We start from the raw sequence: 25966 nt of genomic DNA, 5'->3' as shown, positions 1-25966 counted from the left end.
GGTACGGACGGCGGGTCGTATGCCGAGGTCCGGGCGAAGACGCTGTTCGCCACCCACTACCACGAACTCACGTCGCTGGCCGAACACCTCCCCCGCGTCGAGAACGTCCACGTCGCGGTCGACGACGAGCAACGCTCGTCGTCTACGGGCGGGACGGAGTCCCGCCCTGCGGACGGGTCCGGCGGTGACGTGACCTTCCTCCGCACCGTGCGCGACGGCGCGACCGACCGCTCCTACGGCGTCCACGTCGCGGACCTCGCGGGGGTGCCGGTGCCCGTGGTCGACCGCTCCCGGGAGGTGCTGGACCGGCTCCGCGAGGAGGAGGCCATCGAGGCGAAGGGCTCGGGCGACGCGACCGACCCGGACGGGACCGTGCAGGCCGTGTTCGACCTCGGCGGCGGGGAGTTCCGGGGCGACGAGGCGACCGCTGACGGCGGTGAGCGCGGGGCGCGAGCCTCGTCGGAGCGGAACTCCGATGCCGGGTCGGACCCCGCGGCACTGGACCCGGCGACGGAGTCCGTGCTGGAGGAGCTACAGGACGTCGACATCGAGGACACCTCCCCCGTCGACCTGCTCTCGCGGGTGCAGGAGTGGCAGCGTCGGCTGGAGGAGTGACCCGCCGACCCGTCACGGGTTACGGGTCGACGTCGTGTAACTCCCAGATGGTCACATCCAGCTCCCGGACCGCCGCGGCTCGCGAGTGGTCGGTCACGAGGTCCCTCCAGGCCGTTACGCCCGGGAACACGAGCGTCCGGGTGTGCTCCGGCACCGCGTTCCAGTCCACACGCCCAGCGTCCGGGACCCGGGTCGCGGTGATGGTAGCGCGGTCGGCGTACCGCTCGGCGGGGGAGGTCGGCTCGGTGCCCAGTCCGAGCCGGTGGGGGGAGCCGACCCAGTGCCAGCGCTGCCCGGCCCCCGCGTGGACCGCCGGCGCCCAGTCGTAGACGCCGCCCGGACGCAGTCGCGTCGTGTCGCCCGGGTGGTCGGTCCGCAGGGCGCGGCGCATCTCGACGGTCCAGGTGGCGTCGGCCCAGCGCCCGCTCGCGCCCCAGTCGGCGGCGCTACCGTGCGGCTCGTGGAGCGGGCGACGCGGGATCATCGCCCCCTCGCGCTCGGCGACAGCGGGGTCGTACGGGACCGTCACCTCCGGCGTCAGCGCGTACGCTCCCGTTCCCTGCGGCGGGTACGTCCCGTCGAGCGCGGCCTGGTAGTCCAGCGCGCCGCCCGCGACCACTGCCGGGTCGGACATCAGCTCTGGTCCCCTCTCCGGGTCCCAGCCCTGTGTGGTGTAGCTGTCGCGTCCGGCATCGGTGTGTCGGTAGTCCAGAACGTGGTGGTCGGTGCCGTATCCCAGTGGGTCCGACCGGTGAGCACGCCACATCGGCAGGTCTAGGAGGACCCCCTGCCGCTTGAGCGCGGCCAGTTCGTCGGGCGGACCGCCCGCCAGTCGTCCCCCGACGTCGAGCGCGCCCCGAGGACAGGAGGGTGGGGGTGCCCCCCCGACGACCGCAACGGATAGCACCGGGGCGGGCCACGGGTTCGTATGCCCACCGTCGACGAACTCCGGGACAGCATCCGCGAGGCCGTGGGGCGACACGCGCGCGTCGAATCGACCGCGTTCACCAAGGAGATGCTCGCGGCGCTCTGCGGGGCGCTGAACGCCGACATCGACACCTCACCGACCCCGCCGAAGGGGGCGATGCGTGCGGCCGTCCTCCGGGCCATCGACGCCCCGGGTGCCGACGCGGACGACGCCGGCGACGGTCCGTTCCGCAAGGCCGAGCTGGTCGCCATCGCCGACGCGGTCGGGGTCGACGAGTCGTAGTCCGGTACGTTGCGGGGGCGGAATCACCCGTGTCGTGCCGGCTCGCGGGCCACGCCCGCATATGTGGGGGTCCAATGAACGTACCAGCAACTGCCGGTGAAGGGCTCACACGGCTGGAGCACGACCGTCCGACCAGCATGAGCGACACCTCAGCCCCGTTCGGCGCGGTCGTCAGTACGCAGCGGCGGTTCATCGACGGAGCCATCGAGGCCCAGCGCAGCCTCTCGCGGGGCGGCCTCCGGCTGACGCGGCGCTCGGCGACGGCGGTCGTCGGCATCGTCCCGGACGACGAGGACCGCGCGGCCGAACGCCTCGACGAGTTCTTCGACGGGATAGCGTCGGCGCAGGACGACGTCTTCGACGGCCTGCAGGACGCTATCGGCGGCGGCCTCGACCGGGTCGAGGGGACGACCGGGGAGGCCGTCGACGCCGCGGCCGATGTCGCCGAAGGCGTCGGGGCCGAACTCGGGGACGCCACCGAGACCGTCGAGTCGGGCGTCGAGGGCGCCGTCGGGGCGGCCGACGAAGCGGCCGAGAGCCCCTCCGTCGAGACGCTCTCCGGCATCGGCTCGACCTACGCCGGGCGCCTGTCCGAGGCCGGCCTCGGTACGGTCGCCGCCCTCGCCTCCGCGAGCGCCGACACGGCCGCCGACGCCGCACAGGTCGGCGAGAGCCGCGCCAGCGAGTGGATCGAGGCCGCCCGCGACCTGAACGAGTGCTGACACCGGCGCGCCCACGGCGCCCGCCGACCCGTCCGTCCGCCCTCCTGCCCCGGCGATTTATGTCGCCGCAGTGAGAGGGGTGGCTCATGTCAGCGAGCGACGACGGCGACGACGGCGCACCGTTCGGCCTCGGCCGGGTCCTGTTCGGCCTGGGGATGGCGCTGCAGGCCTCCGAGGACTTCCGCGACATGGAGGACACCGTGGATTACGCCGAGTCGGCGGGCGTCCCGATGCCCGAACTCGCCGCCCCCTTCGCCTCCGGGATGATGTTGGTCAGCGGGGTCCTGGTGGCCCTCTGGAAGCTGCCGAGGCTCTCGACCGGCGCCATCGTGACCTTCCTCGCCGTCGTGACCACCACGATGCACGACTTCTGGAACGCCGACGAGGACGCGAAGGAGGGCGAACGGCTCGCCTTCTGGGGGAACATGGCCATGTTCGGCGCGGCGCTGGCGCTACTGCGCGAGGCGTACAACTGAGGCCGACGTCCGCTCCTGCGGCGTGTTCATCGTTCCCATCGGTACCAGGGATGCCGATGGGGCGTGCGGGCTTTGTCTCGTTATCCGGGATGGAAGCGTTCAACACTGCCTCCATATCCACGATTCCGTGCTTTGATTCGCAATACCGGTTTCTGGTCCATAATCATCGGGCCCGACGGCGCGGCCGTGACCGCTCAATCCCCGTGTCCGGTCGGGCGCGTCTCCTCGCGGACGAAGGTGTGGGAGCCGGCGCGGGCCTTGGCGCCCTCGGTGACCCGGATGAACTCGACGCCGTCGCGGGCCTCCGGGAGGGTGTGGCCGCCGGCGTAGCTCACGCCCGAGCGGATGCCGGCGAGGAACTCCGGGACGACGTCGTCCAGCGGGCCCCGATGGGGGACCAGTCCGGCGACGCCCTCGTCGGCACCGGGCGCGGCCTCGGCGGCGGTCTTGTCGGAGCGGTCCTCGTTGGCCGCGGTGGAGGCCATCCCGTGCGAGCGCTTGTAGCGCCGGCCGTCGCGCCCGACGACCTCGCCGGGGGCCTCCGTAGTGCCGGCGAAGAACCCGCCCATCATGACGGTGTCCGCGCCCGCCAACAGCGCCGTCACGGCGTCGCCCGACCCCGAGATGCCCCCGTCGGCGATGGTCCGGACGCCGTGCGTGTCGGCGGCGCGGGCACAGTCGCGGACGGCAGTGAACTGCGGCACGCCGGCGCCGGCCACCTCACGGGTCGTGCAGTGGGAGCCGGGCCCGATGCCGATCTTGACGCAGTCGGCGCCGGCGGCGGCGAGGTCGGCGACCCCCTCCCGGGTGGCGACGTTGCCGGCCACGAGCGGCGCGTCGAACTCGTCGGCGACGGTCGCGACCGCCTCCAGCGCGGCCTCCATGTGCCCGTGGGCGACGTCGACCATCAGGCAGTCGGCGCCGGCCTCGAGGGCCCGCTCGGCCCGGTCGAGGTACTGCTCGTCGATGCCCAGCGCGGCCCCGACGCGGGCGCCCGCCCCGACCGTCCGCTCGACGGCGGCGACCTGGTCGGCGACGGTCTGGAACCGGTGGATGGTGCCGAACCCGCCGCGTTCGTGCAGCGCGACGGCGAGCTCCGGGCCGGTGACGGTGTCCATCGGCGCGCTCAGGAGCGGCGCGTCGAGACGGATGCCGTCGGTGAGGTGCGTGGCGAGCGAGACGTCGCTCCGCGACTCGACGGGCGAGCGGGCGGGGACGACCAGTACGTCGTCGTACGAGAGCCCGGTCCGCAGTGCCGGGTCGGCGTGGGATGTCATGACCGCCGCGTACGACGGGATGGAGCCGTTTAGCCGTTCCGTACGCGACCGCTCAGCCCAGCAGCCGCCGGACCCGAGCGAGCAACCCGGACGCCGCGCGCGCCTCCGCCAGCCCGAGTTCCGCGGCGATGGCGTCGAGTTCGGCGTCGTCGAACCGGTCGTCCGCGCGGGCCTCGGCGAGCCAGTCCTCCCACTCGGCGTCGGTCAGCACGCCGCGGGCGTCCTCCCACTGCTCGACCAGCGCGGCGCGGTCCGGGAAGGGGACGTCCATGTCGCCGCCGCCCCAGTGCAGCGGGACGAGGTAGAAGCTCACCTCGTCGGGTCCCGGCCCGGGACCCTCGGCGCGGGCGGTCGTCCCGTCGCGTGCCTCGGCCGGCAGGAACCGGTACGGGTACCCCTCGTAGCAGAAGACGTCCTCGGGTGTCACCGTCTCGCCCGTGGGGAGTTCGAGCGTGTCCATAGCCGACGGTTGGGGCTCCGGGCCCAAAGCCCGACCGGCCGGTCACCCCAGCGACGGCAGCCCGCCGCCGTCGAACACCTCGTCGGCGATGTTCTCCAGCATGATCTCGTCGGTGCCCGCGGCGATGCGCCGGCCCCGGGCGAGCCGATGGAGATACTCCAGTGGGTGGCCTCGCTGATAGCCGGTGGCCCCGAAGGTCTGGAGGCAGTCGCTGACGACGGCCTCGGCGGTCTCGGAGGCGTGGAGCTTGGCGATGCTGGCCCGGAGCCGGTCCGGGTGGGCCGGCGCGGGGGCATCGGCCGTCGTCGACGCGTCACCGCCGTGCGTGTGGGTGGCCGCGTCGTGGGTGAGTGTCCGCGACGCGGCGTAGCGCTTGACCGCGTCGGCGACCTCCCAGCGGAGCCCCTGGAACTCGCCGATGGGCTGGCCGAACTGCTCGCGGTCGCCGGCGTAGTCGACGGCGTGCTCCAGCGCACAGCGGGCCATCGCGGTCGCGTACGCGGCGCTCCCGACCCGCTCCCAGTTGAGTGCCTTCAGTTGCTCCTTCAGGGCCCGCTTCCCCCGGACGAGCACGTGGGACTCCGGAACCGGCACGTCCTCGAAGAACAGGTGGCTCTGCGTGTGGCCGGCCATGTTGGTGTAGTGCTCGTGGACGTCCACGCCCGGGGCGTCGAGGTCGACGAGGACGGTCCCGAGGTTGCCGTCGGGGAACCGCGCCCAGACGACCGCCGCGTCGCTGGCGGGGACGTAGCTCAGCCAGATCTTCTCGCCGTCGAGGACGAGACCGTCGTCGGTCTCGCGGACCTCGGTCGCCATCGCACCGGCGTCGCTGCCGGCACCGGGTTCGCTGATGCCGATGGCGATGGCCGACTCGCCGGCGCAGACCGGCGGCAGGTACTCCTGTCTCAGTGCCTCCGAGCCGAACATCTCGACGGCGCGTGGCGCGACCATCGTCTGCCCGTAGAGCGCGTTCGCCGTGTCCGGACAGACCGCGCCGACCGTCTCGATGGCCAGCACCGCGGCGAACTCGGACATCCCGCCGCCGCCGTACTCCTCGTCCAGGTTGACCGCCCAGAGGTCGTGGTCGGCCAGCGTCCGGACGTTCGCCCACGGGAACCCCCCGTGGTCGAAGGCGTCGGCGGCGAACTCCGCCCGGGCGACCTCGTCGAACACGTCGACGAGCATCCGTTGCTCCTCGGTGAGCGTGACCATGTCGGACCCGGGGCTGGCGGCGGCAAGTAGGTTCCCCCGCGGCGGGAGCCGTCGCTGGGCGGGCGGAGGTCTCGGGGGAGTGGAGCGGCGACCGCTCCGGCCACCCCGGGAGCAAGGGAGCGTGTGTGCGTCCGTGAGGATGACCCGGGAGGGTATAAACGCCGGCCGTCCGCGGTGGAAGTGAAAACCGCACGCAGGGACCGTGTCTGACGGGACGGCCGTCGGACACGGGGCCGTAGCGGGGTCGGGCGTCGCGGTCCTGGGGCGCGGCGGACAGCACCGGTCCCTCCGGTCCCGCCCGGAGTCAGAGCTATACGCCACACGACGGTACGGCGGGTATGGGCGTCGAGGTGACCGTCTACGGGCCGCTGCGGTCGGCCACCGGGGAGAAGCAGATGACACTCTCCCCCGATGGGGGGACGGTCCGGGCGGTAGTGCGTGAGCTCCGGGCCGAGTACCCCCGCACGGAGTCACACCTGCTCGACGACGACGGGGCGCTCCGGCCGAGCGTCCGCGTCACCGTCGACGGCGAGACCGTCGACCTCGACGACCCGTGTCCGCCCGGGGGCGCGGTCGCCGTGTTCCCCGCGATGCGGGGCGGTTAGGCGTACTGCTCGCGGACGACGTCGGCGAGGCCGGCCGCCTCCAGCCGGTCCAGCGGGGCGAGCATCGACAGCTGGACCACGCCCGGCAGCCGGGCGATCTCGACGCCGCCGGTGAAGGTGCAGCGGCTCCGGACCTCCCCCTCGGTCATGTCGAGCAGGGTGCCCGCCCGCTCGAAGGCGGTCTCCGTCGCCTCGTTGACCGTCGCCCCGGAGCCGATGACCTGGATCGGCGCGGCGTCGTGGAGGTCGTCGACGCCGTACCGCTCGGCCACCTCCCCGCCGGCCGCCCGCTCCGCGTCGGTGTACGGCTTCGCGATGTGAGGGAGGTCCGACTCGTTCGGGAGCAGCAGCGGGCCGCCCAGCTCGCAGTCCTTGATCACCTCCACCCGGAGCTCCGTCCGGCCGCTCACATCGGTCGTGTGCAGCGAGAGCTCCCCGTCGCCCTGGTTGGCGTGGAGGTCGCCGACGTAGAGGCCCGCCCCCTCGACCCGGACCGGGCAGACGAGCGTCGCGCCGGGCCGGACCTCGTTGGAGTCCATGTGGCCGTCCGTCCGAGCCTCGAGCGCCGCCTCGTCGGGCAGGCCCCAGTCGTGGTCGGCGCCGATCAGGAACTGGCCGAAGTCGCCGGCGTTGTGCGAGTCGGGGAACTCGCGGGCCGGGGTGGTACCGATGTTGCCGATGAACGGCCGGAGCCGGCCGAGCGTGCCCGGCATCTCGTCGGGACCGTACAGCAGGATGGGGTGCTGCCGGGAGTGCTCCGGGAGCGCCATCGCCGCGTCGGCGTCGTCGGCCAGCATCCCGGCCCCCTCCTCGCCGACCGTCACGCCGACACTGCGGTCGTCGTCGAACGCGACGGTGTAGCCGTACTCGAAGCCGAACGAGGAGGCGTTGGCGCCACACTCCGCACACCGGACGGCGTCCTCGCCGGTCCCCTCGACCACGCTCTCGGGCCACTCGGTGCCACACTCCGGGCAGACGTGGTCGACGAACGGGTCGTCGCCGAAGGCGTCCGCCCGCTCGGCCATGCTCCCGGTGCTGGTGGCGGCGCTGGTCACCTCCACGTCCTCGATGTGGACGACAAGGGCGTCGCCCGGCTCGGCGTTCTCCACCCGGATGGGTCGGGTCACCTCGTGGCCGCCCCGGAACTCCGGCGTGATCATCGGTCCCCAGCACGCCGGCGGCGTGTGCGTCCGGACCGTTCCGCCGTCCGCGACCGTCCCGGCCCACTCCTGCTCGGGCCCGACCAGTCCGAGGGTGAACGCGTCGACCTCCAGCTCCTCCTGGATCTGCTGTGACATACGCTCTCGTTCGGCAGCCGGGCGCATAAATCCAACTCGGGCACATGGACCGCCGGCCGGGCCGACGGGCTCGACGGCGCCCCGGAGATGGCTCACAACGCCCGCTCGTATACCGACGCCGACCTGCGCGACCGCGTCGCCTTCCGCCGGGGGGAGTTCGAGGACCGCCCGTTCGACGACGACTCGCTGGACCACTGTTCCTCCATGGAGTGGAGGACTGAGGAACAACAGTTCCTACTGTTCGGGCGCGACACCCACCGTCAGCAGCGTGCCGAGCTCGCGGTAGCGCTCGACCATCGCTTCGCGAGTCTCGAAGCCCTCCGTCGGGAACGCCGCCGCGGGTGGAATCTCCGTCTCCCGGTCGGGGATGTTGTCCTGCTCGGCGACGAACAGCCCAGCGTCCCGGAACGCCTCGCGGTACTCCCGTCGGTCCCAGCGAGTCATCTCGATCGAGATGTTCTCCTGCCAGGCGTGGGAGTGGACGTTCTCCTCGTAGTAGTTCACTGCACAGTAGAACGTGCCACCGGGCTGGAGCACGCGTCGGATCTCACCGAGAGTCTGGAGCGGGTCTACCGCATAGTAGAACGCTTCCATGGAGAAGACATGATTCAGCGAGTCGTCAGCGAACGGGAGGGCATCGAAATCTCCGCGAATGAACGCGATTGCCGGGTCGTCGGTGTAGGAGCGGGCGTTCCGGAGCATCTCCGGGGCGCCATCCAGTCCGTATCCACGTCGGATATTGCTCGCTTCACGGAGGGCTCGGAGTGCGTAGCCCGAGCCGGTGCCCAGGTCGAGCACGACATCATCCGGCTCGACGGGCATCCGCGCGAGGACGTGCCTGGCGGTATGCCAGTGGCGTTCCTCCATCCCCTTGTCTCGCCCGTCCGACGCCCAGGTATCGAACTCCTCGCGCACGCTCATTGGTTGCTCTGTGAACTCGGTGGCAGAAAGCGCTAATCATCTACAATCGGCCCGCGCGCGGCCCCTCTGATGGGTCTGTCATCGCATCAGAGAGCGACCCATAGCTATGCATGTACTCTGTGGATATTCGAGATTGGGCGGTGTCAGAAGGCCTGACGGGACTGATATCATCGTTCCTCGATACCCGGTATGGGCAATATCCGGGCGACTCTACTGTACGGAAGGGACCGAATCCTTCCCGCACGGTCCGTTCTGCGTTGACTCACGCACGCTCGTGGCAGGCAGGCTCGTCCCGGAAGCGTTCGATGAGGTGACTGAAGCCCTCATCATCCTCGAATACGTCGTAGTCGTCATCAGGACCAGCGAGGAGAGTCGCGGGCCGCTCCTCGTCGTTATCGAGGTCTCTGGCGGCGGCGACGGCCTATGCGTCCCCGACAGATGGGCTGTATGTGGACTTCAGCTCCGACCCATGTTCCCGGAGGTCCTCGATGTTGTGCCCGGTCACGCCCGTATCTCGGAGGGCCTCGATGTGGGCGTCGGCCCGCTCTGGGGATGTCTCTCGGGCGGCGATATACCGGAGTTCGGCGAGGGGGCCGTGGATACGTACCCGTCGGTCACCTTCGAGGGGCACGACCTCATCACCACCGCCACGGAGATGGTCGAGAACCCCCGCGAGAACATCCCGAAGGCCATCTTCGTGAGCCTCGCCGCGACCGTCGTCTACATGCTGGTCGTGACGGTCGCCATCGGGACCCTCGGGGCCGACGGGCTCGCGGCGGCCGGCGAGGCCGGCATCGCTACGGCGGCCACCGCGTTCATGCCGGCCGGCCTGCCGGTCATCCGGAACGGCGGCGCGATCATCGTCTTCGGCGCCATCTTCTCGACGGTGACGGCGCTGAACGCCGTCGTCATCGCGTCCTCGCGGGTTGCGTTCTCGATGGGGCGTGAGGGGCAGCTACTTCCCCGCTTCGGCACCATCCACCACCGCTTCGGGACGCCGTTCCTGGCCATCCTCGGCAGCGCCGTCGTGATGCTCGGCTCGGTGGCGCTGCCGACGCAGAGCGCGGGGAACATGTCCAGCCTCTTCTTCCTGCTGTCGTTCATCGTCGTCAACGGCGCGCTGATCAAGCTCCGCCGGGAGCGCCCGGACATGAGCCGGCCCTACGAGGTGCCGTACTACCCGGTGCCGCCGGTGCTGGCCATCCTCCTGAACCTCCTGCTCACGGGCGTCCTCATCGAGTACCTGTTCCGGACGGACCGGCTGGCGCTGGCGCTGAGCGCCGGCTGGATCGTGCTGGGCGTCGTCGCGTACTACGCGCTGGAACGGCGCCGGGCATCGGCCACCGAGGACGCGCCCGCCGCCGGCATCGGGCCCGCCGAGGAGGGCGACGACTGACTGGCGGGGCCTCAGAGCGACCGCGCCAGCCGCTCGCCCGCCTCCACCCGGGTCTCGAGGGTGTTCTCCGGCGGTGCCAGCGGACAGGCGAAGGCCTCGTTGTAGACGCAGAACGGGTGGTACGAGAGGTTGAAATCGAGCGGGAGCGACTCGGCCGCGGCGAGATCGCCCGCCACCTCGAACTCCATGTACCGGCCGGCGCCGTAGGTGGTGTCGCCGGTCGTCCCGTCGCGGAACGGGACGAACAGCGTCGTCGGGCCCGCATCGGTACCGTCACCGCCCTGCGCCTCGGCCTGGCGGTAGGCGTACAGCGCGCGCTCCTCGCCGCCGAGTTCGAAGGCGAGCCGGGCGACGCGCTCGTACTCCCGAGGCTCGCCCTGCGTCATCTCCAGCTCGATGGTGTCCGTGCCGTCGACGGGCTCGACCCGGGCCGGGACCCGGAACGAGGGGTCCGGGTCGTAGTAGGTCAGCCCCTCGAAGTCGGGCTTGTCCGCCTCGGGGAGCGGCGACTGCGGGTGGTCGGCGAAGAACTCGTCCTTCTGCTCGCGGTGCTCCTCCAGTTCGCGGACCCAGGCGTCGGCGTCGAACTCGGCGTCGTCGGTGCTCATGGACTGATATTACACGGGGGGCGTGGTAAACCGTCGGACGTTGGTGACGCCCGTGGTGCCGGCGGGGGGTCAGGACGGGTCGTACGGCTCCCCGACGACCTCGCGGACCTGGGTGGCGGTCACCTCGCCGACGCCGTCGACCGCCTGCAGCGCGTCGGTGTCGGCGGTCATCACGGCCTCGACGCTGCCGAAGTGGTCCAGCAGCGCCCGCGCGGTGACCGGGCCGACCTCCGCGACCGAGGAGACGACGTACTCCTGCTGCTCGGCCAGCGTCTTGGATGACTTCTCCCCGTGGACCCGGACCTCGCGGTCGTCGCGGTCCTGCTCGCGCCGGGCGATGACCTCCAGCAGATCGGCGGTCTCGTCGGCGTCCCGGGTCTGGAGCACGCTCGTGCCGAAGTCGACCGCCAGCGAGGAGAGCGCCCCCCGGATGGCGTTCGGGTGGACGTTGCGCTTCTCGTACAGTCCCTCGCCCTCGACGATGACGACCGGCCGGGCGTAGTGCCGGGCCGCGTCGCCGACCTGGTCGAACATCGAGCGGTCGTTGCCCAGCAGCGTGTCGAGGAAGTCCTCGACGGCCTTCCGCTCGACGGCGACGCGGTCCGAGAGGACGTAGTCGCCGACCGCGAGCGTCTCCAGCCGGGTCGTCACGCCCTCGCGCGTCGAGAGGTCCCGCGCGATGTGCGAGTCGAGTTCGCGCTGGTCCGCGACGATTTCGACCGCCTCGGCATCGGGGTCGCCGCCAGCGGTCGCAACGAGGCCCTCGTCGCCATCGGCGTCGGCATCCACGGGAGCGTCATCGGCCTCCGCGTCGTCGCCGTCGCTCCCGGCGAAGTCGCCGAGTCCCGGCTGGCTGTCGGGAGCCGAGTCGGTATCCGTGTCGGCGGCTGTAGCGGCAGCCGCCCCGTCGTCGTTCGGGTCCGCGTCGCCCTCGCCACCGTCGTCGAACGCGTCGAGCGACTGCTGGGAGTCGTCCAACTCGGCCACGATGTCGTCCTCGGCGCCCTTCAGCGACCGGAGCTCCTCCTCCATCTTCTGCTCCTCGTTCTTGGAGATCCAGTAGAACGCCTCGTCGCGGGTGTCGTTGGCGATGAGGACGACCACGCGGCCCTCCTGTGCGCGGCCGGTCCGGCCCTTGCGCTGGATGGAGCGGACGCCCTTCGGAACGGGCTCGTAGAACAGCACGAGGTCCACGTCCGGAACGTCCAGCCCCTCCTCGGCGACACTGGTCGAGACCAGTACCTCGAACTCCCCGTTCCGGAAGGCCTCGAGCGTGTCCTTCTGCTCGGTCTGTGTCATCCCGTCGGAGCCCTCCTTATCCCCCTGGCCGACGAACCGTCGCACGTCGAAGCTCTCGCCCAGGAACGCCGTGAGCGCCTCGGCCGTGTCGCGGGACTCGGTGAAGACGATGACGCGCTCACCGTCCCGGATACCGAGCGTCTCGGCCAGGAGGAGCCGCGTCTTCCGGAACTTGGGGTGGAGGTCGTCGAACGCCTCGGCCTTCCGCATCGCCGACTTGACGCGGGGCTCGGAGACGAACCGCTGGGCGGCCTTCGACGCGCCCGAGGATCGGGCGGCGTTGCGCTGGCGCTCGAAGTAGCGGCGCAGCGAGTCGACGCTCTGGGTCTCGACCAACTCGACCGCGCGCCGGAGCTTCATGATCTCGGCGTGGGCGCTCATCCCCTCGTACCCCTCCGACTGATCGTTGTTGATGAGCTCCTGCAGCTTCGCGCGGACCGCGTTCAGCTGCTTCTGTGACATCGAGGGGTCCGTCGAGTTCGTCACGCCGAGCTGCTTGAGCTGCTCCAGCCGCTCGCTGATGACCTCGTTCAGCCCGTCACGGATCTCCAGTACCTCGTCGGGCAGGTCCAGGTGTTCCCAGTCGACCTCCGTCGTGTAGGTGTGCTCGGCCACGTCGGCGTCGGCCTCGGTCATCACCTCCACGTCGTCGATGCCGAGGTTCCGGCAGACGACGAGGATCTCCTCCTCATCGCCGCCCGGCGACGCGCTCATCCCGGTGACCAGCGGGCGGTCGGCGTCGGCGTGGTAGCGCTCGGCGATGTAGTTGTAGGCGTAGTCGCCGGTCGCGCGGTGGCACTCGTCGAAGGTGCAGTGGACCACCGGCGCGAGGTCGATGCGGTTGCCGACGAGGTCGTTCTCGACGACCTGCGGGGTGGCCATCACCACGCGGGCGTCCTGCCAGACGGCGGCGCGGTCGTCCGGCCGGACCTCGCCGGTGAACACGACGATCTCGTCGTCCGGGACCTCCAGGGCCTCGCGGTAGAACGCGGCGTGCTGCTCGACCAGCGGCTTGGTCGGGGCGAGCATCAGCGCCTTGCCGCCGTGCTCGGCGAGGCGCCGCGCGGTGACCAGCAGCGAGACGGTCGTCTTCCCGAGCCCGGTCGGCAGACAGACCAGCGTATGCCCCTGGCCCGCGGTCTCGGCCAGCCGGGTCTGGTACGAGCGGTCCTCGAGGAACCCCGGCGTCAGCAGTGGCCCGTCGAGGTAGTCGGTCCCGCCGTCGGCGTCCGTGGCCGCCATTACGCCGCTATACCGCGTCCGTGCCGATAAGGGTTCGCTGGGCAGGGTGGAAGTGGAACCCCGCCCGCTGCCGGCGTCAGCGGCCTCCCGCGGCGACACCCCTCTGTTTCGTGTGGAGATACCGAATGGTACGCCGGCACCGTGCCGGGCCGGACGGCCACGACCCGCGACCAGACCGGGTAAGTGGGCCGGCACCCGACGCACCCCATGGACGGTCGGACGACGGTCGGCGGGCTCCTGATGGCGTCGGGCGGCTTGTTCGCGTTCGTCGCCGGCCGGGCCCTGCTCCGGGGGCTGCGCGACGCCGGCACCCCGTCGCTCATCGCGCTGGGCGGTATCGCGACCATCGCGTCGGCCATCGCGGCGCTGGGCGTGTTGCTGGTGTTCCGGTCGCGACGCGACGACGCCGGGGACGAGTGACGGCTCGCCCCGCCGTCACCCCCGGCGGTCGATGACGGCTCGCCCCACCGTCACCCCCGGCGGTCGATGACGGCCTTTGCCTCCTCGGCGGCCTGCTTCCAGCCGTACCCCCGCTCGTAGACGTGCTGCTTGTCGTCGACGACCTCCTCCGGCGAGGACTCCTCCCAGCCGCCGCGGGCCCACGACCCGGACTCGCGGAGCCAGCCCACCACCTGCTCGCGAGTCTCCCCCCACGAGAGCCCGACCATCTCGTAGTAGGCGACCAGCGCGAAGACGCTGTGGTCGTGGGCCCCCGGGACGCTCCCCGCCTCGTAGATGGTCTTCAGCGGCTCGTGGGTCGGCTCCCGGACGAGCTCCGTGTACTCCGCGGCCGTGAGCAGCCGGAGGGGACCGTCGTCGTCAACGACGCGGCGCTCGGCGACCAGCCGGCCCAGCGCGTCGGCGTGGAGGCCGCTCCACTCGCCCGGGACCGCGTCGGGCAGGTCCTCGCGCTCGACCGGCCGCCGGGAGAGCGCCGACAGCACGTCCATGTACGCGCGCTCGACGACCGCGCGGGTGGTGCCGTCGTGCTCGCAATCGGCGTCGTGGAGGTTACTCGTCGTCCGACAGTCCGGACACGGGTACGCGAAGCGCGCCACTGTGCTCTACTACCGGCTGTGCGCTGGCCGGGGCATGAACGTGTCGGGACCCGGTCGCGGGGCCGAGGGACACCGGAGCGTGTATTCCCCGCATCCCCGGTTCGACACGGCTGTATTCGCAACTGTATTTCAAATCCGGACTGAAATCCGTAATCTCGGCCTTGTTCTCTCAAGTCGTTCGTTAGATGATATATGCACCACGATACGGGGCTGCAGGAGCCCGACCGCTCGGTCCGCCACACCGAGGAACCGGTCTCGGCCGGGACCGCGAGGGCCTCGGTGGCAGTCCCGTCGTCGGCGGAGTTGCCGTCCGACGGCGATCGACCGCGCGAACGGGCCACATATCACCTCAACCTTCGCCAGCCGACCGGATCGACGAGGTCGCTGTCCTGCGATTTCACTTCCACCCACCTGTTGACGAGACTTTATATGATGGGCGGACGAACCGTTGGATATGTCGACCACTGCTGACCTGGAGAACCTGCCCGGTGTCGGACCAGCGACGGCCGAGAAGCTCCGCGAGAACGGCTACGAGTCGTTCCAGAGCATCGCCGTCGCGAGCCCGGCCGAGCTGTCGAACCAAGCCGACGTGGGCGAGTCCAGCGCCTCGGACATCATCAACGCCGCCCGTGACGCCGCCGACATCGGCGGCTTCGAGACCGGCGCGGACGTACTGAGCCGGCGCGAGGAGATCGGGAAGCTGGAGTTCATCATCGACGAGGTGGACGAGCTGATGGGCGGCGGCGTCGAGACCCAGTCCATCACGGAGGTGTACGGCGAGTTCGGCGCCGGCAAGAGCCAGGTCACCCACCAGCTCTCGGTCAACGTCCAGCTCCCCCGGGAACACGGTGGGCTGGAGGGCCGGGCCATCTTCATCGACAGCGAGGACACGTTCCGCCCGGAGCGCATCGACGAGATGGTCCGCGGGCTCCCCGACGAGACCATCGAGGCCGCCCTGGAGCAGCGCGAGATCGAGGGCGACGCCGGCGACGAGGACGCGCTGGAGGCGCTCGTCGAGGACGTCCTCGACAAGATCCACGTCGCGAAGGCGTTCAACTCCAACCACCAGATCCTGCTGGCCGAGAAGGCCCAGGAGATCGCCGGCGAGCACGAGGACGACGAGTTCCCCGTCCGGCTGCTCTGCGTGGACTCGCTGACGGCCCACTTCCGCGCGGAGTACGTCGGCCGTGGCGAGCTGGCCAACCGCCAGCAGAAGCTCAACAAGCACCTCCACGACCTCGACCGCGTCGGGAACCTCTACAACACGGCGGTCATCGTCACCAACCAGGTGCAGTCGAACCCGGACGCCTTCTTCGGCGACCCGACCAAGCCCATCGGCGGCAACATCCTCGGCCACAAGTCCACCTTCCGGCTCTATCTGAAGAAGTCCAAGCAGGACAAGCGCATCGTCAAGCTGGTCGACGCGCCGAACCTCCCCGACGGCGAGGCGGTCATGCGCGTCAAGGGCGTGGGGCTCAAGCCCGAGTAGCGGCCACTGCGACCCCGCATCAGGGCGTCAGCCGCTCCACCGCGAGCCAGTCGATGCCCGACTCGGTACCGTCGTCGGCCAGCGCGAACACCATCCGCTTGCGGACGCCGTGGGCGAGCCGCACGTCCAGCGCCAGGTCCCGCATGGCGAAGCGGTGGCCGGCGGGGAGCACGCGCACCAGCAGTTCCGAGTGCCCGAGTTCCTCGACGGAGTCGACCTCGGCGTAGGTCCGGAAGTCGGCGCCGAACTTGAACCCCGTCTTGGGGACGACGCCACGGTCGCGGAGGCTCGTGTAGACGGCGAGTCGTCGGTCGAACCGGTCGCCCTCCGCCTCGCGGCCGCGGACGACGACGGCCTCGCGGCCGCCCCGGTCCCCGTCCGGCGTCCGGACGTCGAGCACGCCGGCACCGGCGAGATACGCCGCCTCGACGAGCGAGAGCTGGACGGCGTCGTCGTCGCGGTCGAGCGGCTGGCCGTAGAACGCCCGCTCGTACAGCGCCGCCGGCGGGTCCCAGGCCACGACGCGGTCGCCCAGCAGCGTCGCGTCGACGCCGCCCGGCAGGTCCGCCTCGGTGGCACCGTCGACGGTCGGCCGGGCCGTGTCCAGGTAGGTGATCTCGGACTCCTCGTCGACGACCGCGAGGACGCCGCCGGCCAGCCGCGCCGCGGGGACGGTCGCCCGCTCGCCGACGACGTGGACCCGGTGCTCGATGACGTCGTCCCAGGGTCCCTTGCCGCGGGGGTAGACGAGGAAGTCGGCACCGTCGTCGGGGCTATCGGTCCAGCCCTCGCGGACGGGCGAGCAGTAGAACCCGCGGTCCCGGAGGTCCTTGTAGACGAGGAAGCGGACGGCGAGACCGTCGACGACGGACAGGTAGTCGCGGAACCCCCGGCCGTCGACGGCCTCGAGGTCGTCACGGTAGAGCAGATGCGCGGCCTCGACCGGCGCCAGGTCCAGCGCGTCGCCGGCCGGGCGGCCGTAGCCACGCGAGTCGTAGAACCGCTCGCGGGCGTTAGCCGGGACGCGGACGACGCCATCGGACCGGGATTGGCCCTCCATGCCCGGAGGTTCGCCTCGCCGGGCATAGCGGTGACGGTGGGCGGTCGGCCTACGACCCGTGCTCGCAGCCGGCGTCGGCACACCGCTCCGGCCCGCCGGTCCGGGGCTCGTACGCGGGGAGCCCGCAGTCGCAGTCGCCGGTGAGAACCCCGTCCGGCACGGGCACGTTGAACTCGCAGTCCGGGTAGGCGTCACAGCCCAGCAGCAGGCCGCCGCGGCGGAGGACCCGCAGTGGGTTGCCGCAGTCCGGGCAGTCGTACTCGCGGTCGAACGCCGCGGTGACCGCCCGGTCGAGCGACTCGCAGGCGCGGTCCAGACAGACGGTGAACGGCTCCCCCCGTTCGGCGCGGAACCGGGGGAGCCCGCAGTCGGGGCAGGACTCGTCCGTGACCGTCGCGTCCCCGGGGAGCCCGTACCGCGCACCACACGCGATGCAGGCGACCCCGTCCGCGTCCCGGACGAGGCGGCCGCCGCAGTCGCAGTCCCCGACCGGGTCGCCCGCGGCGGAGGTCGGATGACGCTCCCGGGCGGCGGCGTCGACCCGGACCCGGAGCCGGCTGTCGCCGTCGACCGCGGTGACGACGGTCCGTTCGGCGGCGTCCGGGCCCGCGTTCGCGGTCCCCGGCGGGCGTTCGCGCTCGACGGTGACGTGCTCCGGGCGGGTGAGCCAGGCGACGGGCTGGTAGCCGCTCGCGTCGTGGACCAGCGTCGTCCCGTCCGGCTTGATGACGGTGACCAGCCGGCCGTGCTGCTCACGCTCGGGTCGCCAGGCACCGTCCACCTCGGTGAAGAAGGTGGTCGTGCTCTCCCCTGCCAGCAGCCGGACCGTGTCGGTGTCGGGCATGAGGTGGTTGGCCGCGTCCCCCTACAAGAAGTTGCGTCCCCGCGACTCAGTCCGTCCGCGGGCTCTCCAGTTCGAAGTCCAGCTCGTCCAGCAGCTCCTCGGCCTCCTCGCGCTTCTCCTGGTGCTCCTCGAGGAACGCCTCCATCAGCCGGGCGGCCTGCTCCTTGCAGTCGCCACAGAGCCGCTCGCCGCCGACACACTCCTCGTACACCTCCGTCGCGAACTCGTCGTCGTCCCCGGCCAGCAGGTAGGCGTACAGCTCGTAGACGGGGCACTCGTCGGCCTCGCCGCCGAGTTCACGCTGCTTCTCCGCGGTCTCGCGGCCGCCGGTCGTGGCCGACTTGACCTTGTCGTACCCCGTCTCCGGGTCGTCGAGCAGGCTGATGTGGCTCGCCGGGACCGAGGAGGACATCTTCCCGCCGGTGAGGCCGGTCATGAACCGGTGGTAGACCGAGGAGGGGGGCTGGAAGCCGTAGCCGCCGTGCTCGACCTCGACCTCGCGGGCGAGGGCCTCGGCCGCGTCGCGGTCCATGTCGAACGTGTCGATGTGACCCTCGAAGACGCGCTTCTCGCCGTCGATGGCCCCGATGAGCGCCTCGAACGCCTCGTCGGTCGCGTTCCGGTCGAGGAAGCGCACGCGGGGCCGGAGCGGCTCCTTCCCGGCCGCGTCGAGGCTCTCGACGACCCCCTCGCGCGCGTCGGACGCCGGCTCGTGTTCACGCAGCCAGCCGGCCGCGTCCGCACAGCGCACCGGGCTCGCCTCGTCGTGCGCGGCCTCGAGCGCCTCGTACGCCCGGGCGAGCAGCTCGCGCTCGGCGTCGTCGACCTCGAAGCTGGCGTACCCCTCGGTCACCTTGAAGAAGCGCATCCGCGCCGCGAGGTCACGGGCCAGCCGCATGTGCGGGTCCTGGTCCGGGCCGACCGGGATGACGGTCGGGCGGGGTTTCTCCAGCTGCGGGTAGAGGATGTCGGCCATCTGCGTGACCACGCTCTGCATGTAGGAGACCTCCGTCTCCCCGTCGAAGTCGTAGATGGCCGACAGCTCCGAGAAGTTGGCCCTCGTCCCGAGCTCGAACGCGAGGTCCTGTACCTCGCGGTTGGTGGACTGGCGGTAGAGCTCGCCGTCCCCGGGGTCGAAGCCCAGCGCGAGCAGGGAGAGCAGGTACGAGCGCGTGTGCTCGTCGATCTCGTCCCAGGAGAGCCCGCGGGCGGCGTGGGCCTCCAGATCCGCGATGAGGCCGAACGCGTCGGCGCCGCGCTCCTGGTGCCAGATGATCTCGTCGAACACCATCTTGTGGCCGATATGCGGGTCGCCGGTCGGCATGAACCCGGAGAGGACGGCGGCGTCGGCGGGCTCGTCCGGCCCCGTCTCGTCCTCGCGCATCGCGCGGGCCACGCGGCCGTAGTCCCGGTGGCCGAAGATGACCCCCCGGCGCATCAGGTAGTGTGGGGCGGGCACCTCCGGGAGGACGTCGTCGAACGCCCCGATGCCGAACTCCTCGAACAGTTTCCGGTAGTCGCCGACGGTCGAGGAGCCCCACGGGTCCAGCGCGACCTCGTCCGCTCCTGCTGCGCTCCCACCGTCGGCGCGGAACGCCGGCGGGCCCTCGCCCCCGGGGACACCGTCCGTTCGCGCGTCGCCGGCGTCCGTCCCGGCATCGGTGGGGTGCGTGCCGTCGCCCCCGTGAGTGTCGTCGTCGGTCATCCGTACGGTGATACGGTCGGCGGGTCGGCGCAAAAAGCGTTCGTTCGGGTGTGACGGTGTGTCACTGGGGGACGTGCGGACTCCGGAGTCGGAGGGGGTAGCCGTCCCGCGGGGCCGGTGCGGGTGTCGTAACTCCGGCCCGCGCCCTCGAGCGGCGAGGTATAGAGTCTTTGAACGGCTATTTAGATTCCAGTATACATCATATACAGCTTCAACAGCGCCCCGGGCGCGTGGTAGATTGATAACTCCGGCTCCATCGACGAGACGGCGGTTCCTTGGCGGGACGAGTGCTGTACTGGCCGCGGCCCTCGCCGGGTGCACCGGCGGCGACGGGGGCGGCAGCGGGGACGGCGACGACGGCGACGGCGGCGGGTCCGACCCGACCGACACCCCCGTACCGTACGGCAACGGGGAAATCAACTTCATCATGTCGCCCTCGGAACCACAGGACTACATGGAGAGACAGTACCAGCCGGTCAAGGAGCACCTCGCCGACGAGGTGGGGCTGACGACGAAGCTGAAGTACGCCCGCAACTACAGCGCCGTCCTCCAGGCCATGGGCTCCGGGACGGCCGACATCGCCGAGACGGGGCCGTTCGCGGCCGCACTCGGCGTCAACGCGGGCCGGGCCGACATCGCGCTGCAGCGGTACGCCTACGGCTCCTGGGACTACACCTCGGTCATCGTCACCAAGGAGAGCTCGGACATCGAGTCGCTGTCGGACCTGGAAGGGGAGACGATCGCCTTCGCCGACCGGCTCTCGGCCTCCGGCGCGCTGTTCCCGCTGTTCATGCTGAAGGAGGCGGGGCTGGGCATCGGCAACTTCCCACAGGACAAGGGTAGTGCGGAGTTCGACGCCACCTTCTCCGGCCACGCGCAGGCGTTCACCCAGCTCGAGGAGGACCAGGCGCCCGCGGCCGGCGTCGGCCAGTTCATCACGCTCAACGACGACCGCGAGCTGAAGGACGGCTACGAGTACGTGGAGACCTACGACGGCATCCCGCGTGCGCCCATCGTGACCAGCGTCGAACTGTCCGAGGCGGAGAAGTCGCAGCTCGTCGACGCCCTGGAGGGCGCGTCGGACGGCATCTACCACGGCGCCGACGGCGAGGCCGACACCGACGACGACCTCTGGTTCAGCGACGTCCGGCCCGCCGACGTCGACACCTACCAGCCCGTCATCGACGTGGCGGTCGAACTCGGTGTCGGGGCCGACCAGCTCGAAGCCTGAGGACCGCCCACACGTCATGCCCGTCGTCTCACTCGCGAACGTCCGGAAGGTCTACGGCGAGGACGTCGTCGCGCTCGAGGACATCTCCCTCGATATCGAACAGGGGGAGTTCGTCGTGGTGCTCGGCCCCTCGGGCGCGGGGAAGTCGACGCTCCTCCGCGTGCTGAACGGGCTGACCACGCCGACCAGCGGCGAGGTCGTCATCAACGGCAGCCCACCGGCAGCCCGTTCGGAGGTGGGCATGGTGTTCCAGATGCACTACCTCATCGAGTCGATGTCGGCCTACCGGAACGCCCTGACCGGGGCGCTCTCCCGGACGGGCTGGCTCCGCAGCCTCCTCACGGCGTACGCCGAGGAGGACAAGCAGGCCGCGCTGCGGGCGCTCGACACCGTCGGCCTGCTGGACGCCGCCCAGCAGCGCGCCGGCTCGATGAGCGGTGGCCAGAAGCAGCGCGTCGGCATCGCCCGCGCCCTGGTGCAGGACCCCGAACTCCTGCTGGCCGACGAGCCGGTCTCCAGCCTCGACCCGAAGGCCGCCCGCGACGTGATGGGCTACCTGAAACGGGCGGCCGACGAGCGCGGACTCACCACGGTCGCCTCGCTCCATCAGGTCAACGTCGCCCGCGAGTTCGGCGACCGCTTCATCGGGGTCCGCGACGGGGAGGTCGTCTTCGACGGCCCCCGCGAGGCCCTCTCGATGGACGTGGTCGACGACCTCTACTACGGCGAGGGGACCGACGGCGTCTACGCCGATGAGGGGGCCGACGGGACGCCCACGGGGGGCGCCGGTGGCGAAACCGGCACCGACCCGACCCCCGTCGAGGAGGTGCCACAGGATGACTGACGACACTCGGGCAGACGGCGGGACCGCGGCGGCGAGCGACGCCGAGCCGACCGACGACCGCGTCGCCGAGACCCTCGCGCGGATCGAGCGCCGCACCCTGTTCCGCCGGCTCGGCGCGCTCGCACTCCTGGCGGTCGTCCTGCTGTCGACCTACTTCGGCATCGGCTACCTCGCCGGCAGCTCCGTCGGCAAGTTCCTGGCGGATCTGGGCCGGCAACTCCCGACCTTCCTGGAGAGCCTCCGCGAGTTCCTCGCGCCGAACTTCGTCGATTTCACCGTCCACTCGCAGGACAACGAGGTCACCGGCCTGCAGGGCCTCGTAGGGTCGTTCCTCAACCCCGGGACCTTCGTCGAGACGGCGCGGACCGGGTCGGCCTCGTACATCGTCTCCGGCGCCGTCGTGACGGTCATCATCGGCTTCACCGGGACGGTCCTCGGCTTCCCGCTCGCGCTGCTGTTCGGCGTGCTCGGCTCCGAGCGGGTCACCCCGTTCCCGTTCAACTTCCTCTTCCGCGGGACGATGTCGACCATCCGAGCGGTGCCGGCGCTGGTGTGGGTGCTCATCTACATCCCGCTGGTCTCCATCTCCCCCATCGGCGCGATGCTGGCGGTGGCGACCGACACCGTCGGCAACCTCGGCCGGCTGTTCACCGACGAGCTGGAGGAGATCGACGAGGGACCCATCGAGGCCATCCAGTCGACCGGCGCGAACCGGCCCCACGTGGTCTCGTTCGGGATGCTGTCGCAGGTCTCCTCCTCGTTCATCGCGTGGACGCTCTACATCCTCGAGATCAACACCCGCATCGCCGTCTCGCTGGGCGTCGTCGGCGCCGGTGGCATCGGCCAGTACCTCCAGCTCAAGCTCGGCTTCCTCGCCTTCGACCGGGCCGTCGCCGCGCTGGTGATGGTCATCTTCATCGTCCTGGCCGTGGAGCTCACGTCCTCGCGGCTACGGGCCCGCCTCCGCCCGGACGAGCACGAGGCGACCAGCCTGACCGACGCCGTCCGTGACCTGTTCGACGGCCGGAAGTGGCTCGGCTACCGCGACCGATGACCGACCCGTCGCCGGGGCACGCCGAGGCGGTCGAGCGCCGGCGCGTGGCCCGCCGCGCCGCCCGGGTCGGCGGGGCCGTCGCCGCCGACCACTTCGGGACCGCGGTCGCCCTCGAGACGAAGGCCACCCCGACGGACTACGTCTCCGAGGCCGACGCGGACGCCCAGCGCGCCGCCGCGGCCGTCCTCCGCGACGCCTCCGACGCGCCCGTCGTCGGCGAGGAGGACGGCGAGCGCTCGACGCTCCCACCGCGGGGGCCGGCCTGGGTTGTCGACCCGATCGACGGCACCAACAACTTCGTGCGGGAGCGCCCGGAGTGGGTGACAAGCATCGCCGCCGTCGACGACGGCGAGCCCGTCGCCGCCGCCACGGTCGCGCCGATGTTGTCGACCACGACGGTCGCCGGCGCCGACCGGACCCGGCGGAACGGGGCGGTCGTGACGACGAGCGACCGGACCGACCCCGCCGCCTGCATGGTCGCGCCCACCGTCTACTGGGAGCGGGACCGGCGCGAGGAGTACGCCGGCGTGCTCTCGGGGCTGGTCGAGCGGTTCGGCGACATCCGGCGGCCCGGCTCGGTCCAGCTCGTGCTCGCGGCGGTCGCCGCGGGGGCGCTCGACGGCGCCGTCACGACGGTCGCGACCAACCCCTGGGACACCATCGCCGGCGTGCACCTCGTCCGGCGGGCCGGTGGCCGCGTCACGGACCTCCACGACGAGCGCTGGCAGCACGACAGCGTCGGGCTCGTCGCCTCGAACGGGGAGCCGGCGGTCCACGACGCGCTGCTGGCGGCCGTCGCGGACTGGGCCTGAATCCGAAGGCCCGCCGTCGTGTCTACTGGGGCGCGTCGCCGTCCGGCGTCGGCAGCGCCCGCAGGTCGCGCGGCGGGACGAGGAAGTTGCCGCGGTGGCGGACGAAGATGTACTCGAGGATGCCGTTGTTGACCCGCTGGCGGACGGCGGGGGTGATCTCGGTCAGGTCCTGCCCGTTCATCGCCTCGCGGACGGCGTCGAACTCGGACATCTCGCGCTGGAGCGAGGGGAAATGCAGCGAGGCGATGCCGTCGTCGGCGGACTCGAAATGGCGGCGGTTGAGCTTGACCGTCCCGTCGGGGTCGCGGTTGGCGCGGGCGGCCTTCTGGGCGTGGCCGACGCGGCCGAACTCCGTCGCCTGCTCCTCGATGGTCGCGACCGTCTCGTCGACCCGGGAGCCGTCCTCGAGGTTCGCCCCCACGCCCTCGACCCAGTCGTTCTCGGCGTGCATCGGCGAGAACATCTCCATCACGCGCTGAGTGAAGTCCTGTTCCCCGTACCAGTCCTCGAGCCGCTGGCGGAGGTTGGCGACGTGTTTCGTCGTCCCGCCGGCGAACGGGCCGTCCTGGATCGTCACACGGTCCTCGGGCGCCTGGTTCCGCGCGAACCCGGCCTTGAATCCCATGAACAGCGGGCTCCCGTCGGGGACGGGACCGTCCTCGGGGACGCCCTCCAGTCCGCCCTGTTTCGCGGCCGGGAGGCCGGCGCCGATGAACCCCGTCCGGCGGTCGTCGACGGTGAAGACGTCCGTGAGCGCGGCGTCGAAGTCGACGCCGTTGGCGCTCGCGCGCTCGCCGGTCAGGGCCTGTTCGGCCGCCAGCAGCGCGTCCGGGCGGTCGCTCGCCAGGTGGAGCAGCGCGTCCTGCCGGTCGAACTCCGGCGTCTCGAACGGGGAGAGCCGCCTGGCCGGGTAGATATCGAGGGGCTCGGGGAGCGCCGTCTCGTACCGGTCGAAGTACTCGGGCGAGTAGGCGAGCGAGCGCAGCAACCCCTCGTGGGACCACGCGTACGCCTCGTCCAGCCGCGTGAGCGCGGTCTCGACGGTCGCGCGCTGGTCCGCCGTCGGCGGGCCCTCGCCGGGGAGGGTCAGGTAGAGCAGCGTCTGGTGGGCTGGCAGCTGCTCGTTGCCGAACTCGTCGCGGCGGATATGCTCGCCCCAGGCGAACTGCCGGGTCGGGAGCGTCGAGAGGTCCTCCGGGCCGGACGGGACCGCCTCGGTCCCGCTCCCCTCGCCGCCGTCGATGGCGTCGAGGCAGGCCGAGAGGCCCACGCTCCCGCCGACGGCCACCGCGGCCTTCAGCACGTCGCGGCGGCTCCGACCCCCGTCGCCCGTCGCGTCCGGTTCCCTCATGGTTCCCCTTCGTGTCGGTGGCTTCTTACTCGTTCCATGATCGCGGCTCACAGTGTCAGTTCGGTCGGCGGCATCCCGACGAACGCCGTCTCGTACCCCTCGTGGCGGGCGACCTGCGGCGGCGTCGGCACCCGCAGCTCCAGGTCGGCACCGGCGGGGACCGCGTCGACCGCCGCCCCGTAGTGATAGCCCAGGTCGGGGTCGAGCGTCCGCGTCAGTGCCCCGTCGAACAGCGTTCCGTCGGCCGTGAGCGTCGCCTCGACGGCCATCGCCGGCAGCACCATCCGGTTGTACGGGGTGCGGGCCGACACCGCCAGGTACGTGCCCCCATCGGGGGCGTCCACGCCGGCCGGCGGCGCCGCCAGGGTCGTCACGGCCAGCACGGCGTCGCCCGTCTCGGTCGTCCCCCGGGGGTCGCCCGGCAGTTCGTCGGCCGGCGGCAGCACGGAGTTCGGCATCCCCATCTCCATCGGCTCGCGGGCCGTCGGGTCGCCGGCGCGGTCGGGCGTCTCCTCGAAGGCGATCCCGTCGCGGTCGGACTGGCTGTACTCGAAGCCGATCGTCGCCCGTGCCGGGTCGCCGAAGCGCCCGTCGAACGAGCCGGTCCGACGCGTGTTCGTCCCGCCGACGGAGACCGTCACCTCGTACTCCCCGTCGCCGTCGAGCCCGAAGTTCGCGCCGTAGTGAAAGCCCATCGGCTGGGAGAGCATCGGGTAGATGACCTCCTGGCTGACCAGCTCGCCCCCCTTCGATATCTCCACGTCCAGCCCCGTCTCGGGGAGGACCGTCCCCGTCTCGGGGTCCCAGACGGTCGCCATCAGGTGGACGTCGTCGGCCTCCTCGACGGGCGTCCTCGTGACCTCCCCCCCGGTCACCGTCCAGAACCGGTGGGGGTAGCTGTACATCAGCGCGAACGCGTACTCCCCCGCGTCCGCTCGTCCGGTCATCGCCATCCCCTCGACGTGCGTGGGGAAGTAGACGGCGTCCGGCCGGTTGGACAGCACCGGCGGTCCCGAGAGCGACCGCGTCTCGACCACCTCACTACAGCCTGCCAGCGCCAGCGCACCCGCCGTGCCGACGCCCGACAGGAACGCTCGTCGTCGCATCGCCTCCCACTCGGTGCTCGGGATAGAAACGGGTTCTGGTCCGACCGTCGAAACCGATGACAGCCCCGGTG

General features: G+C 71.4%; 25 protein-coding genes and 1 pseudogene. 12 read left to right on the top strand and 14 right to left on the bottom strand.

Going from position 1 to position 25966, the window contains the following annotated elements; genetic code table 11:
- Positions 1 to 24: 24 nt before the first annotated feature.
- A pseudogene (locus DP107_RS07455) lies at positions 25 to 615 on the top strand (MutS-related protein); the annotation flags it as partial.
- A 19-nt stretch (positions 616 to 634) separates the two neighbouring features.
- Here DP107_RS07455 and DP107_RS07450 read toward each other — a convergent pair.
- Positions 635 to 1522: an ethylbenzene dehydrogenase-related protein gene (locus DP107_RS07450; RefSeq protein ID WP_144261513.1), complete on the bottom strand. Its 888-nt coding sequence runs from the start codon at positions 1520 to 1522 to the stop codon at positions 635 to 637.
- A 21-nt stretch (positions 1523 to 1543) separates the two neighbouring features.
- Between DP107_RS07450 and DP107_RS07445 the strand changes: the two genes are divergently transcribed.
- The 3 genes from DP107_RS07445 (at position 1544) to DP107_RS07435 (ending at position 3023) form a co-directional block, all read left to right on the top strand.
- The gene (locus tag DP107_RS07445) at positions 1544 to 1825 is read left to right on the top strand and encodes a hypothetical protein (protein WP_144261512.1); all 282 of its coding nucleotides are present in this window, start codon (positions 1544 to 1546) and stop codon (positions 1823 to 1825) included.
- 137 nt (positions 1826 to 1962) lie between these two features.
- Positions 1963 to 2547 carry a helix-hairpin-helix domain-containing protein gene (locus DP107_RS07440; RefSeq protein WP_238330812.1) on the top strand — a complete coding sequence of 195 codons (585 nt, stop codon included), beginning with the start codon at positions 1963 to 1965 and terminating at the stop codon, positions 2545 to 2547.
- 86 nt (positions 2548 to 2633) lie between these two features.
- Positions 2634 to 3023, top strand: coding sequence for a DoxX family protein (locus DP107_RS07435; protein ID WP_144261511.1), 390 nt, complete (start codon positions 2634 to 2636; stop codon positions 3021 to 3023).
- A gap of 194 nt (positions 3024 to 3217) precedes the next feature.
- Here DP107_RS07435 and DP107_RS07430 read toward each other — a convergent pair whose 3' ends face one another.
- From DP107_RS07430 to DP107_RS07420, 3 genes are read right to left on the bottom strand one after another with little or no spacing between them, the layout of a single operon-like run.
- Complete coding sequence (locus tag DP107_RS07430) at positions 3218 to 4300, bottom strand: guanosine monophosphate reductase (protein WP_144261510.1); 1083 nt, start codon at positions 4298 to 4300, stop codon at positions 3218 to 3220.
- Positions 4301 to 4352: 52 nt separating this feature from the next.
- Complete coding sequence (locus DP107_RS07425; protein ID WP_144261509.1) at positions 4353 to 4760, bottom strand: hypothetical protein; 408 nt, start codon at positions 4758 to 4760, stop codon at positions 4353 to 4355.
- Between the two features lie 42 nt (positions 4761 to 4802).
- Positions 4803 to 5972, bottom strand: a complete 1170-nt coding sequence (locus DP107_RS07420; protein WP_144261508.1) for an acyl-CoA dehydrogenase family protein — start codon at positions 5970 to 5972, stop codon at positions 4803 to 4805.
- A 338-nt stretch (positions 5973 to 6310) separates the two neighbouring features.
- Here DP107_RS07420 and DP107_RS07415 point away from each other — a divergent pair, with 338 nt between their 5' ends.
- Entirely contained in the window at positions 6311 to 6577 is a 267-nt protein-coding gene (locus DP107_RS07415; protein ID WP_144261507.1) for a ubiquitin-like small modifier protein 1, read from the top strand.
- On the opposite strand, the gene DP107_RS07410 is transcribed toward DP107_RS07415, so the two are convergent.
- Positions 6574 to 7875 carry an acetamidase/formamidase family protein gene (locus tag DP107_RS07410; RefSeq protein ID WP_144261506.1) on the bottom strand — a complete coding sequence of 434 codons (1302 nt, stop codon included), beginning with the start codon at positions 7873 to 7875 and terminating at the stop codon, positions 6574 to 6576. The genes DP107_RS07415 and DP107_RS07410 overlap by 4 nt on opposite strands.
- 234 nt (positions 7876 to 8109) lie before the next feature.
- On the bottom strand, positions 8110 to 8796 hold the full coding sequence (locus tag DP107_RS07405; protein ID WP_144261505.1) for a class I SAM-dependent methyltransferase: 687 nt from the start codon (positions 8794 to 8796) through the stop codon (positions 8110 to 8112).
- 274 nt (positions 8797 to 9070) lie between these two features.
- Here DP107_RS07405 and DP107_RS20480 point away from each other — a divergent pair, with 274 nt between their 5' ends.
- Positions 9071 to 10192 (top strand): APC family permease, encoded by a 1122-nt coding sequence (locus DP107_RS20480; protein ID WP_238330811.1) that lies wholly within the window; start codon positions 9071 to 9073, stop codon positions 10190 to 10192.
- 11 nt (positions 10193 to 10203) lie between these two features.
- On the opposite strand, the gene DP107_RS07395 is transcribed toward DP107_RS20480, so the two are convergent.
- Complete coding sequence (locus DP107_RS07395; protein ID WP_144261504.1) at positions 10204 to 10800, bottom strand: DUF1684 domain-containing protein; 597 nt, start codon at positions 10798 to 10800, stop codon at positions 10204 to 10206.
- A gap of 69 nt (positions 10801 to 10869) precedes the next feature.
- Positions 10870 to 13341, bottom strand: a complete 2472-nt coding sequence (locus tag DP107_RS07390) for a DEAD/DEAH box helicase (RefSeq protein WP_144261503.1) — start codon at positions 13339 to 13341, stop codon at positions 10870 to 10872.
- A 207-nt stretch (positions 13342 to 13548) separates the two neighbouring features.
- On the opposite strand from DP107_RS07390, the gene DP107_RS07385 reads away from it, so the two are divergent.
- Positions 13549 to 13761, top strand: a complete 213-nt coding sequence (locus DP107_RS07385) for a hypothetical protein (RefSeq protein WP_144261502.1) — start codon at positions 13549 to 13551, stop codon at positions 13759 to 13761.
- 50 nt (positions 13762 to 13811) lie between these two features.
- Here DP107_RS07385 and DP107_RS07380 read toward each other — a convergent pair whose 3' ends face one another.
- Positions 13812 to 14399 (bottom strand): DUF7474 family protein, encoded by a 588-nt coding sequence (locus DP107_RS07380; protein ID WP_144261501.1) that lies wholly within the window; start codon positions 14397 to 14399, stop codon positions 13812 to 13814.
- Between the two features lie 454 nt (positions 14400 to 14853).
- Here DP107_RS07380 and radA point away from each other — a divergent pair, with 454 nt between their 5' ends.
- Complete coding sequence (gene radA, locus DP107_RS07375; protein WP_144261500.1) at positions 14854 to 15888, top strand: DNA repair and recombination protein RadA; 1035 nt, start codon at positions 14854 to 14856, stop codon at positions 15886 to 15888.
- Between the two features lie 19 nt (positions 15889 to 15907).
- Here the strand turns inward: radA and endA are convergent, their stop codons facing one another.
- From endA to DP107_RS07360, 3 genes are read right to left on the bottom strand one after another with little or no spacing between them, the layout of a single operon-like run.
- Positions 15908 to 16948, bottom strand: coding sequence for a tRNA-intron lyase (endA, locus tag DP107_RS07370; protein ID WP_144261499.1), 1041 nt, complete (start codon positions 16946 to 16948; stop codon positions 15908 to 15910).
- 49 nt (positions 16949 to 16997) lie between these two features.
- Positions 16998 to 17792 (bottom strand): endonuclease NucS domain-containing protein, encoded by a 795-nt coding sequence (locus tag DP107_RS07365; protein ID WP_144261498.1) that lies wholly within the window; start codon positions 17790 to 17792, stop codon positions 16998 to 17000.
- Positions 17793 to 17838: 46 nt separating this feature from the next.
- Complete coding sequence (locus DP107_RS07360) at positions 17839 to 19497, bottom strand: tryptophan--tRNA ligase (protein ID WP_144261497.1); 1659 nt, start codon at positions 19495 to 19497, stop codon at positions 17839 to 17841.
- Between the two features lie 238 nt (positions 19498 to 19735).
- Between DP107_RS07360 and phnD the strand changes: the two genes are divergently transcribed.
- From phnD to DP107_RS07340, 4 genes are read left to right on the top strand one after another with little or no spacing between them, the layout of a single operon-like run.
- Positions 19736 to 20728, top strand: a complete 993-nt coding sequence (gene phnD / locus DP107_RS07355) for a phosphate/phosphite/phosphonate ABC transporter substrate-binding protein (protein WP_238330810.1) — start codon at positions 19736 to 19738, stop codon at positions 20726 to 20728.
- A 16-nt stretch (positions 20729 to 20744) separates the two neighbouring features.
- The gene (gene phnC, locus DP107_RS07350; RefSeq protein ID WP_144261496.1) at positions 20745 to 21572 is read left to right on the top strand and encodes a phosphonate ABC transporter ATP-binding protein; all 828 of its coding nucleotides are present in this window, start codon (positions 20745 to 20747) and stop codon (positions 21570 to 21572) included.
- Complete coding sequence (locus DP107_RS07345) at positions 21565 to 22626, top strand: PhnE/PtxC family ABC transporter permease (protein ID WP_185977217.1); 1062 nt, start codon at positions 21565 to 21567, stop codon at positions 22624 to 22626. The genes phnC and DP107_RS07345 overlap by 8 nt, the downstream gene beginning before the upstream one ends.
- The gene (locus DP107_RS07340) at positions 22623 to 23438 is read left to right on the top strand and encodes an inositol monophosphatase family protein (RefSeq protein ID WP_144261495.1); all 816 of its coding nucleotides are present in this window, start codon (positions 22623 to 22625) and stop codon (positions 23436 to 23438) included. Before DP107_RS07345 ends, DP107_RS07340 begins: the two co-directional genes overlap by 4 nt.
- Before the next feature lie 22 nt (positions 23439 to 23460).
- On the opposite strand, the gene DP107_RS07335 is transcribed toward DP107_RS07340, so the two are convergent.
- Together DP107_RS07335 and DP107_RS07330 are read right to left on the bottom strand one after the other, a co-directional pair.
- Positions 23461 to 24789, bottom strand: a complete 1329-nt coding sequence (locus DP107_RS07335) for a DUF7405 family protein (RefSeq protein ID WP_144261494.1) — start codon at positions 24787 to 24789, stop codon at positions 23461 to 23463.
- Positions 24790 to 24836: 47 nt separating this feature from the next.
- Positions 24837 to 25895, bottom strand: coding sequence for an iron transporter (locus tag DP107_RS07330; RefSeq protein WP_144261493.1), 1059 nt, complete (start codon positions 25893 to 25895; stop codon positions 24837 to 24839).
- Positions 25896 to 25966: the final 71 nt, after the last annotated feature.

The sequence above is a fragment of the Haloglomus irregulare genome (assembly GCF_007421925.1).
GTDB classification, from domain to species: Archaea; Halobacteriota; Halobacteria; order Halobacteriales; family Haloarculaceae; genus Haloglomus; species Haloglomus irregulare.
Note: the sequence above shows the minus strand (reverse complement) of the source record. Positions and strands in the feature narration are given on the sequence as shown.

Coding starts and splice junctions, on each gene's coding strand:
- DP107_RS07360 (WP_144261497.1), bottom strand. CDS start 19,497: ATGACCGACGACGACACTCACGGGGGCGACGGCACGCACCCCACCGAT.
- DP107_RS07430 (WP_144261510.1), bottom strand. CDS start 4,300: ATGACATCCCACGCCGACCCGGCACTGCGGACCGGGCTCTCGTACGAC.
- radA (WP_144261500.1), top strand. CDS start 14,854: ATGTCGACCACTGCTGACCTGGAGAACCTGCCCGGTGTCGGACCAGCG.
- endA (WP_144261499.1), bottom strand. CDS start 16,948: ATGGAGGGCCAATCCCGGTCCGATGGCGTCGTCCGCGTCCCGGCTAAC.
- DP107_RS07345 (WP_185977217.1), top strand. CDS start 21,565: ATGACTGACGACACTCGGGCAGACGGCGGGACCGCGGCGGCGAGCGAC.
- DP107_RS07415 (WP_144261507.1), top strand. CDS start 6,311: ATGGGCGTCGAGGTGACCGTCTACGGGCCGCTGCGGTCGGCCACCGGG.
- DP107_RS07340 (WP_144261495.1), top strand. CDS start 22,623: ATGACCGACCCGTCGCCGGGGCACGCCGAGGCGGTCGAGCGCCGGCGC.
- DP107_RS07410 (WP_144261506.1), bottom strand. CDS start 7,875: ATGTCACAGCAGATCCAGGAGGAGCTGGAGGTCGACGCGTTCACCCTC.
- DP107_RS07425 (WP_144261509.1), bottom strand. CDS start 4,760: ATGGACACGCTCGAACTCCCCACGGGCGAGACGGTGACACCCGAGGAC.
- phnC (WP_144261496.1), top strand. CDS start 20,745: ATGCCCGTCGTCTCACTCGCGAACGTCCGGAAGGTCTACGGCGAGGAC.
- DP107_RS07440 (WP_238330812.1), top strand. CDS start 1,963: ATGAGCGACACCTCAGCCCCGTTCGGCGCGGTCGTCAGTACGCAGCGG.
- DP107_RS07445 (WP_144261512.1), top strand. CDS start 1,544: ATGCCCACCGTCGACGAACTCCGGGACAGCATCCGCGAGGCCGTGGGG.
- DP107_RS07335 (WP_144261494.1), bottom strand. CDS start 24,789: ATGAGGGAACCGGACGCGACGGGCGACGGGGGTCGGAGCCGCCGCGAC.
- DP107_RS07405 (WP_144261505.1), bottom strand. CDS start 8,796: ATGAGCGTGCGCGAGGAGTTCGATACCTGGGCGTCGGACGGGCGAGAC.
- DP107_RS07365 (WP_144261498.1), bottom strand. CDS start 17,792: ATGCCCGACACCGACACGGTCCGGCTGCTGGCAGGGGAGAGCACGACC.
- DP107_RS07330 (WP_144261493.1), bottom strand. CDS start 25,895: ATGCGACGACGAGCGTTCCTGTCGGGCGTCGGCACGGCGGGTGCGCTG.
- DP107_RS07390 (WP_144261503.1), bottom strand. CDS start 13,341: ATGGCGGCCACGGACGCCGACGGCGGGACCGACTACCTCGACGGGCCA.
- DP107_RS07435 (WP_144261511.1), top strand. CDS start 2,634: ATGTCAGCGAGCGACGACGGCGACGACGGCGCACCGTTCGGCCTCGGC.
- DP107_RS07420 (WP_144261508.1), bottom strand. CDS start 5,972: ATGGTCACGCTCACCGAGGAGCAACGGATGCTCGTCGACGTGTTCGAC.
- DP107_RS07395 (WP_144261504.1), bottom strand. CDS start 10,800: ATGAGCACCGACGACGCCGAGTTCGACGCCGACGCCTGGGTCCGCGAA.
- DP107_RS07385 (WP_144261502.1), top strand. CDS start 13,549: ATGGACGGTCGGACGACGGTCGGCGGGCTCCTGATGGCGTCGGGCGGC.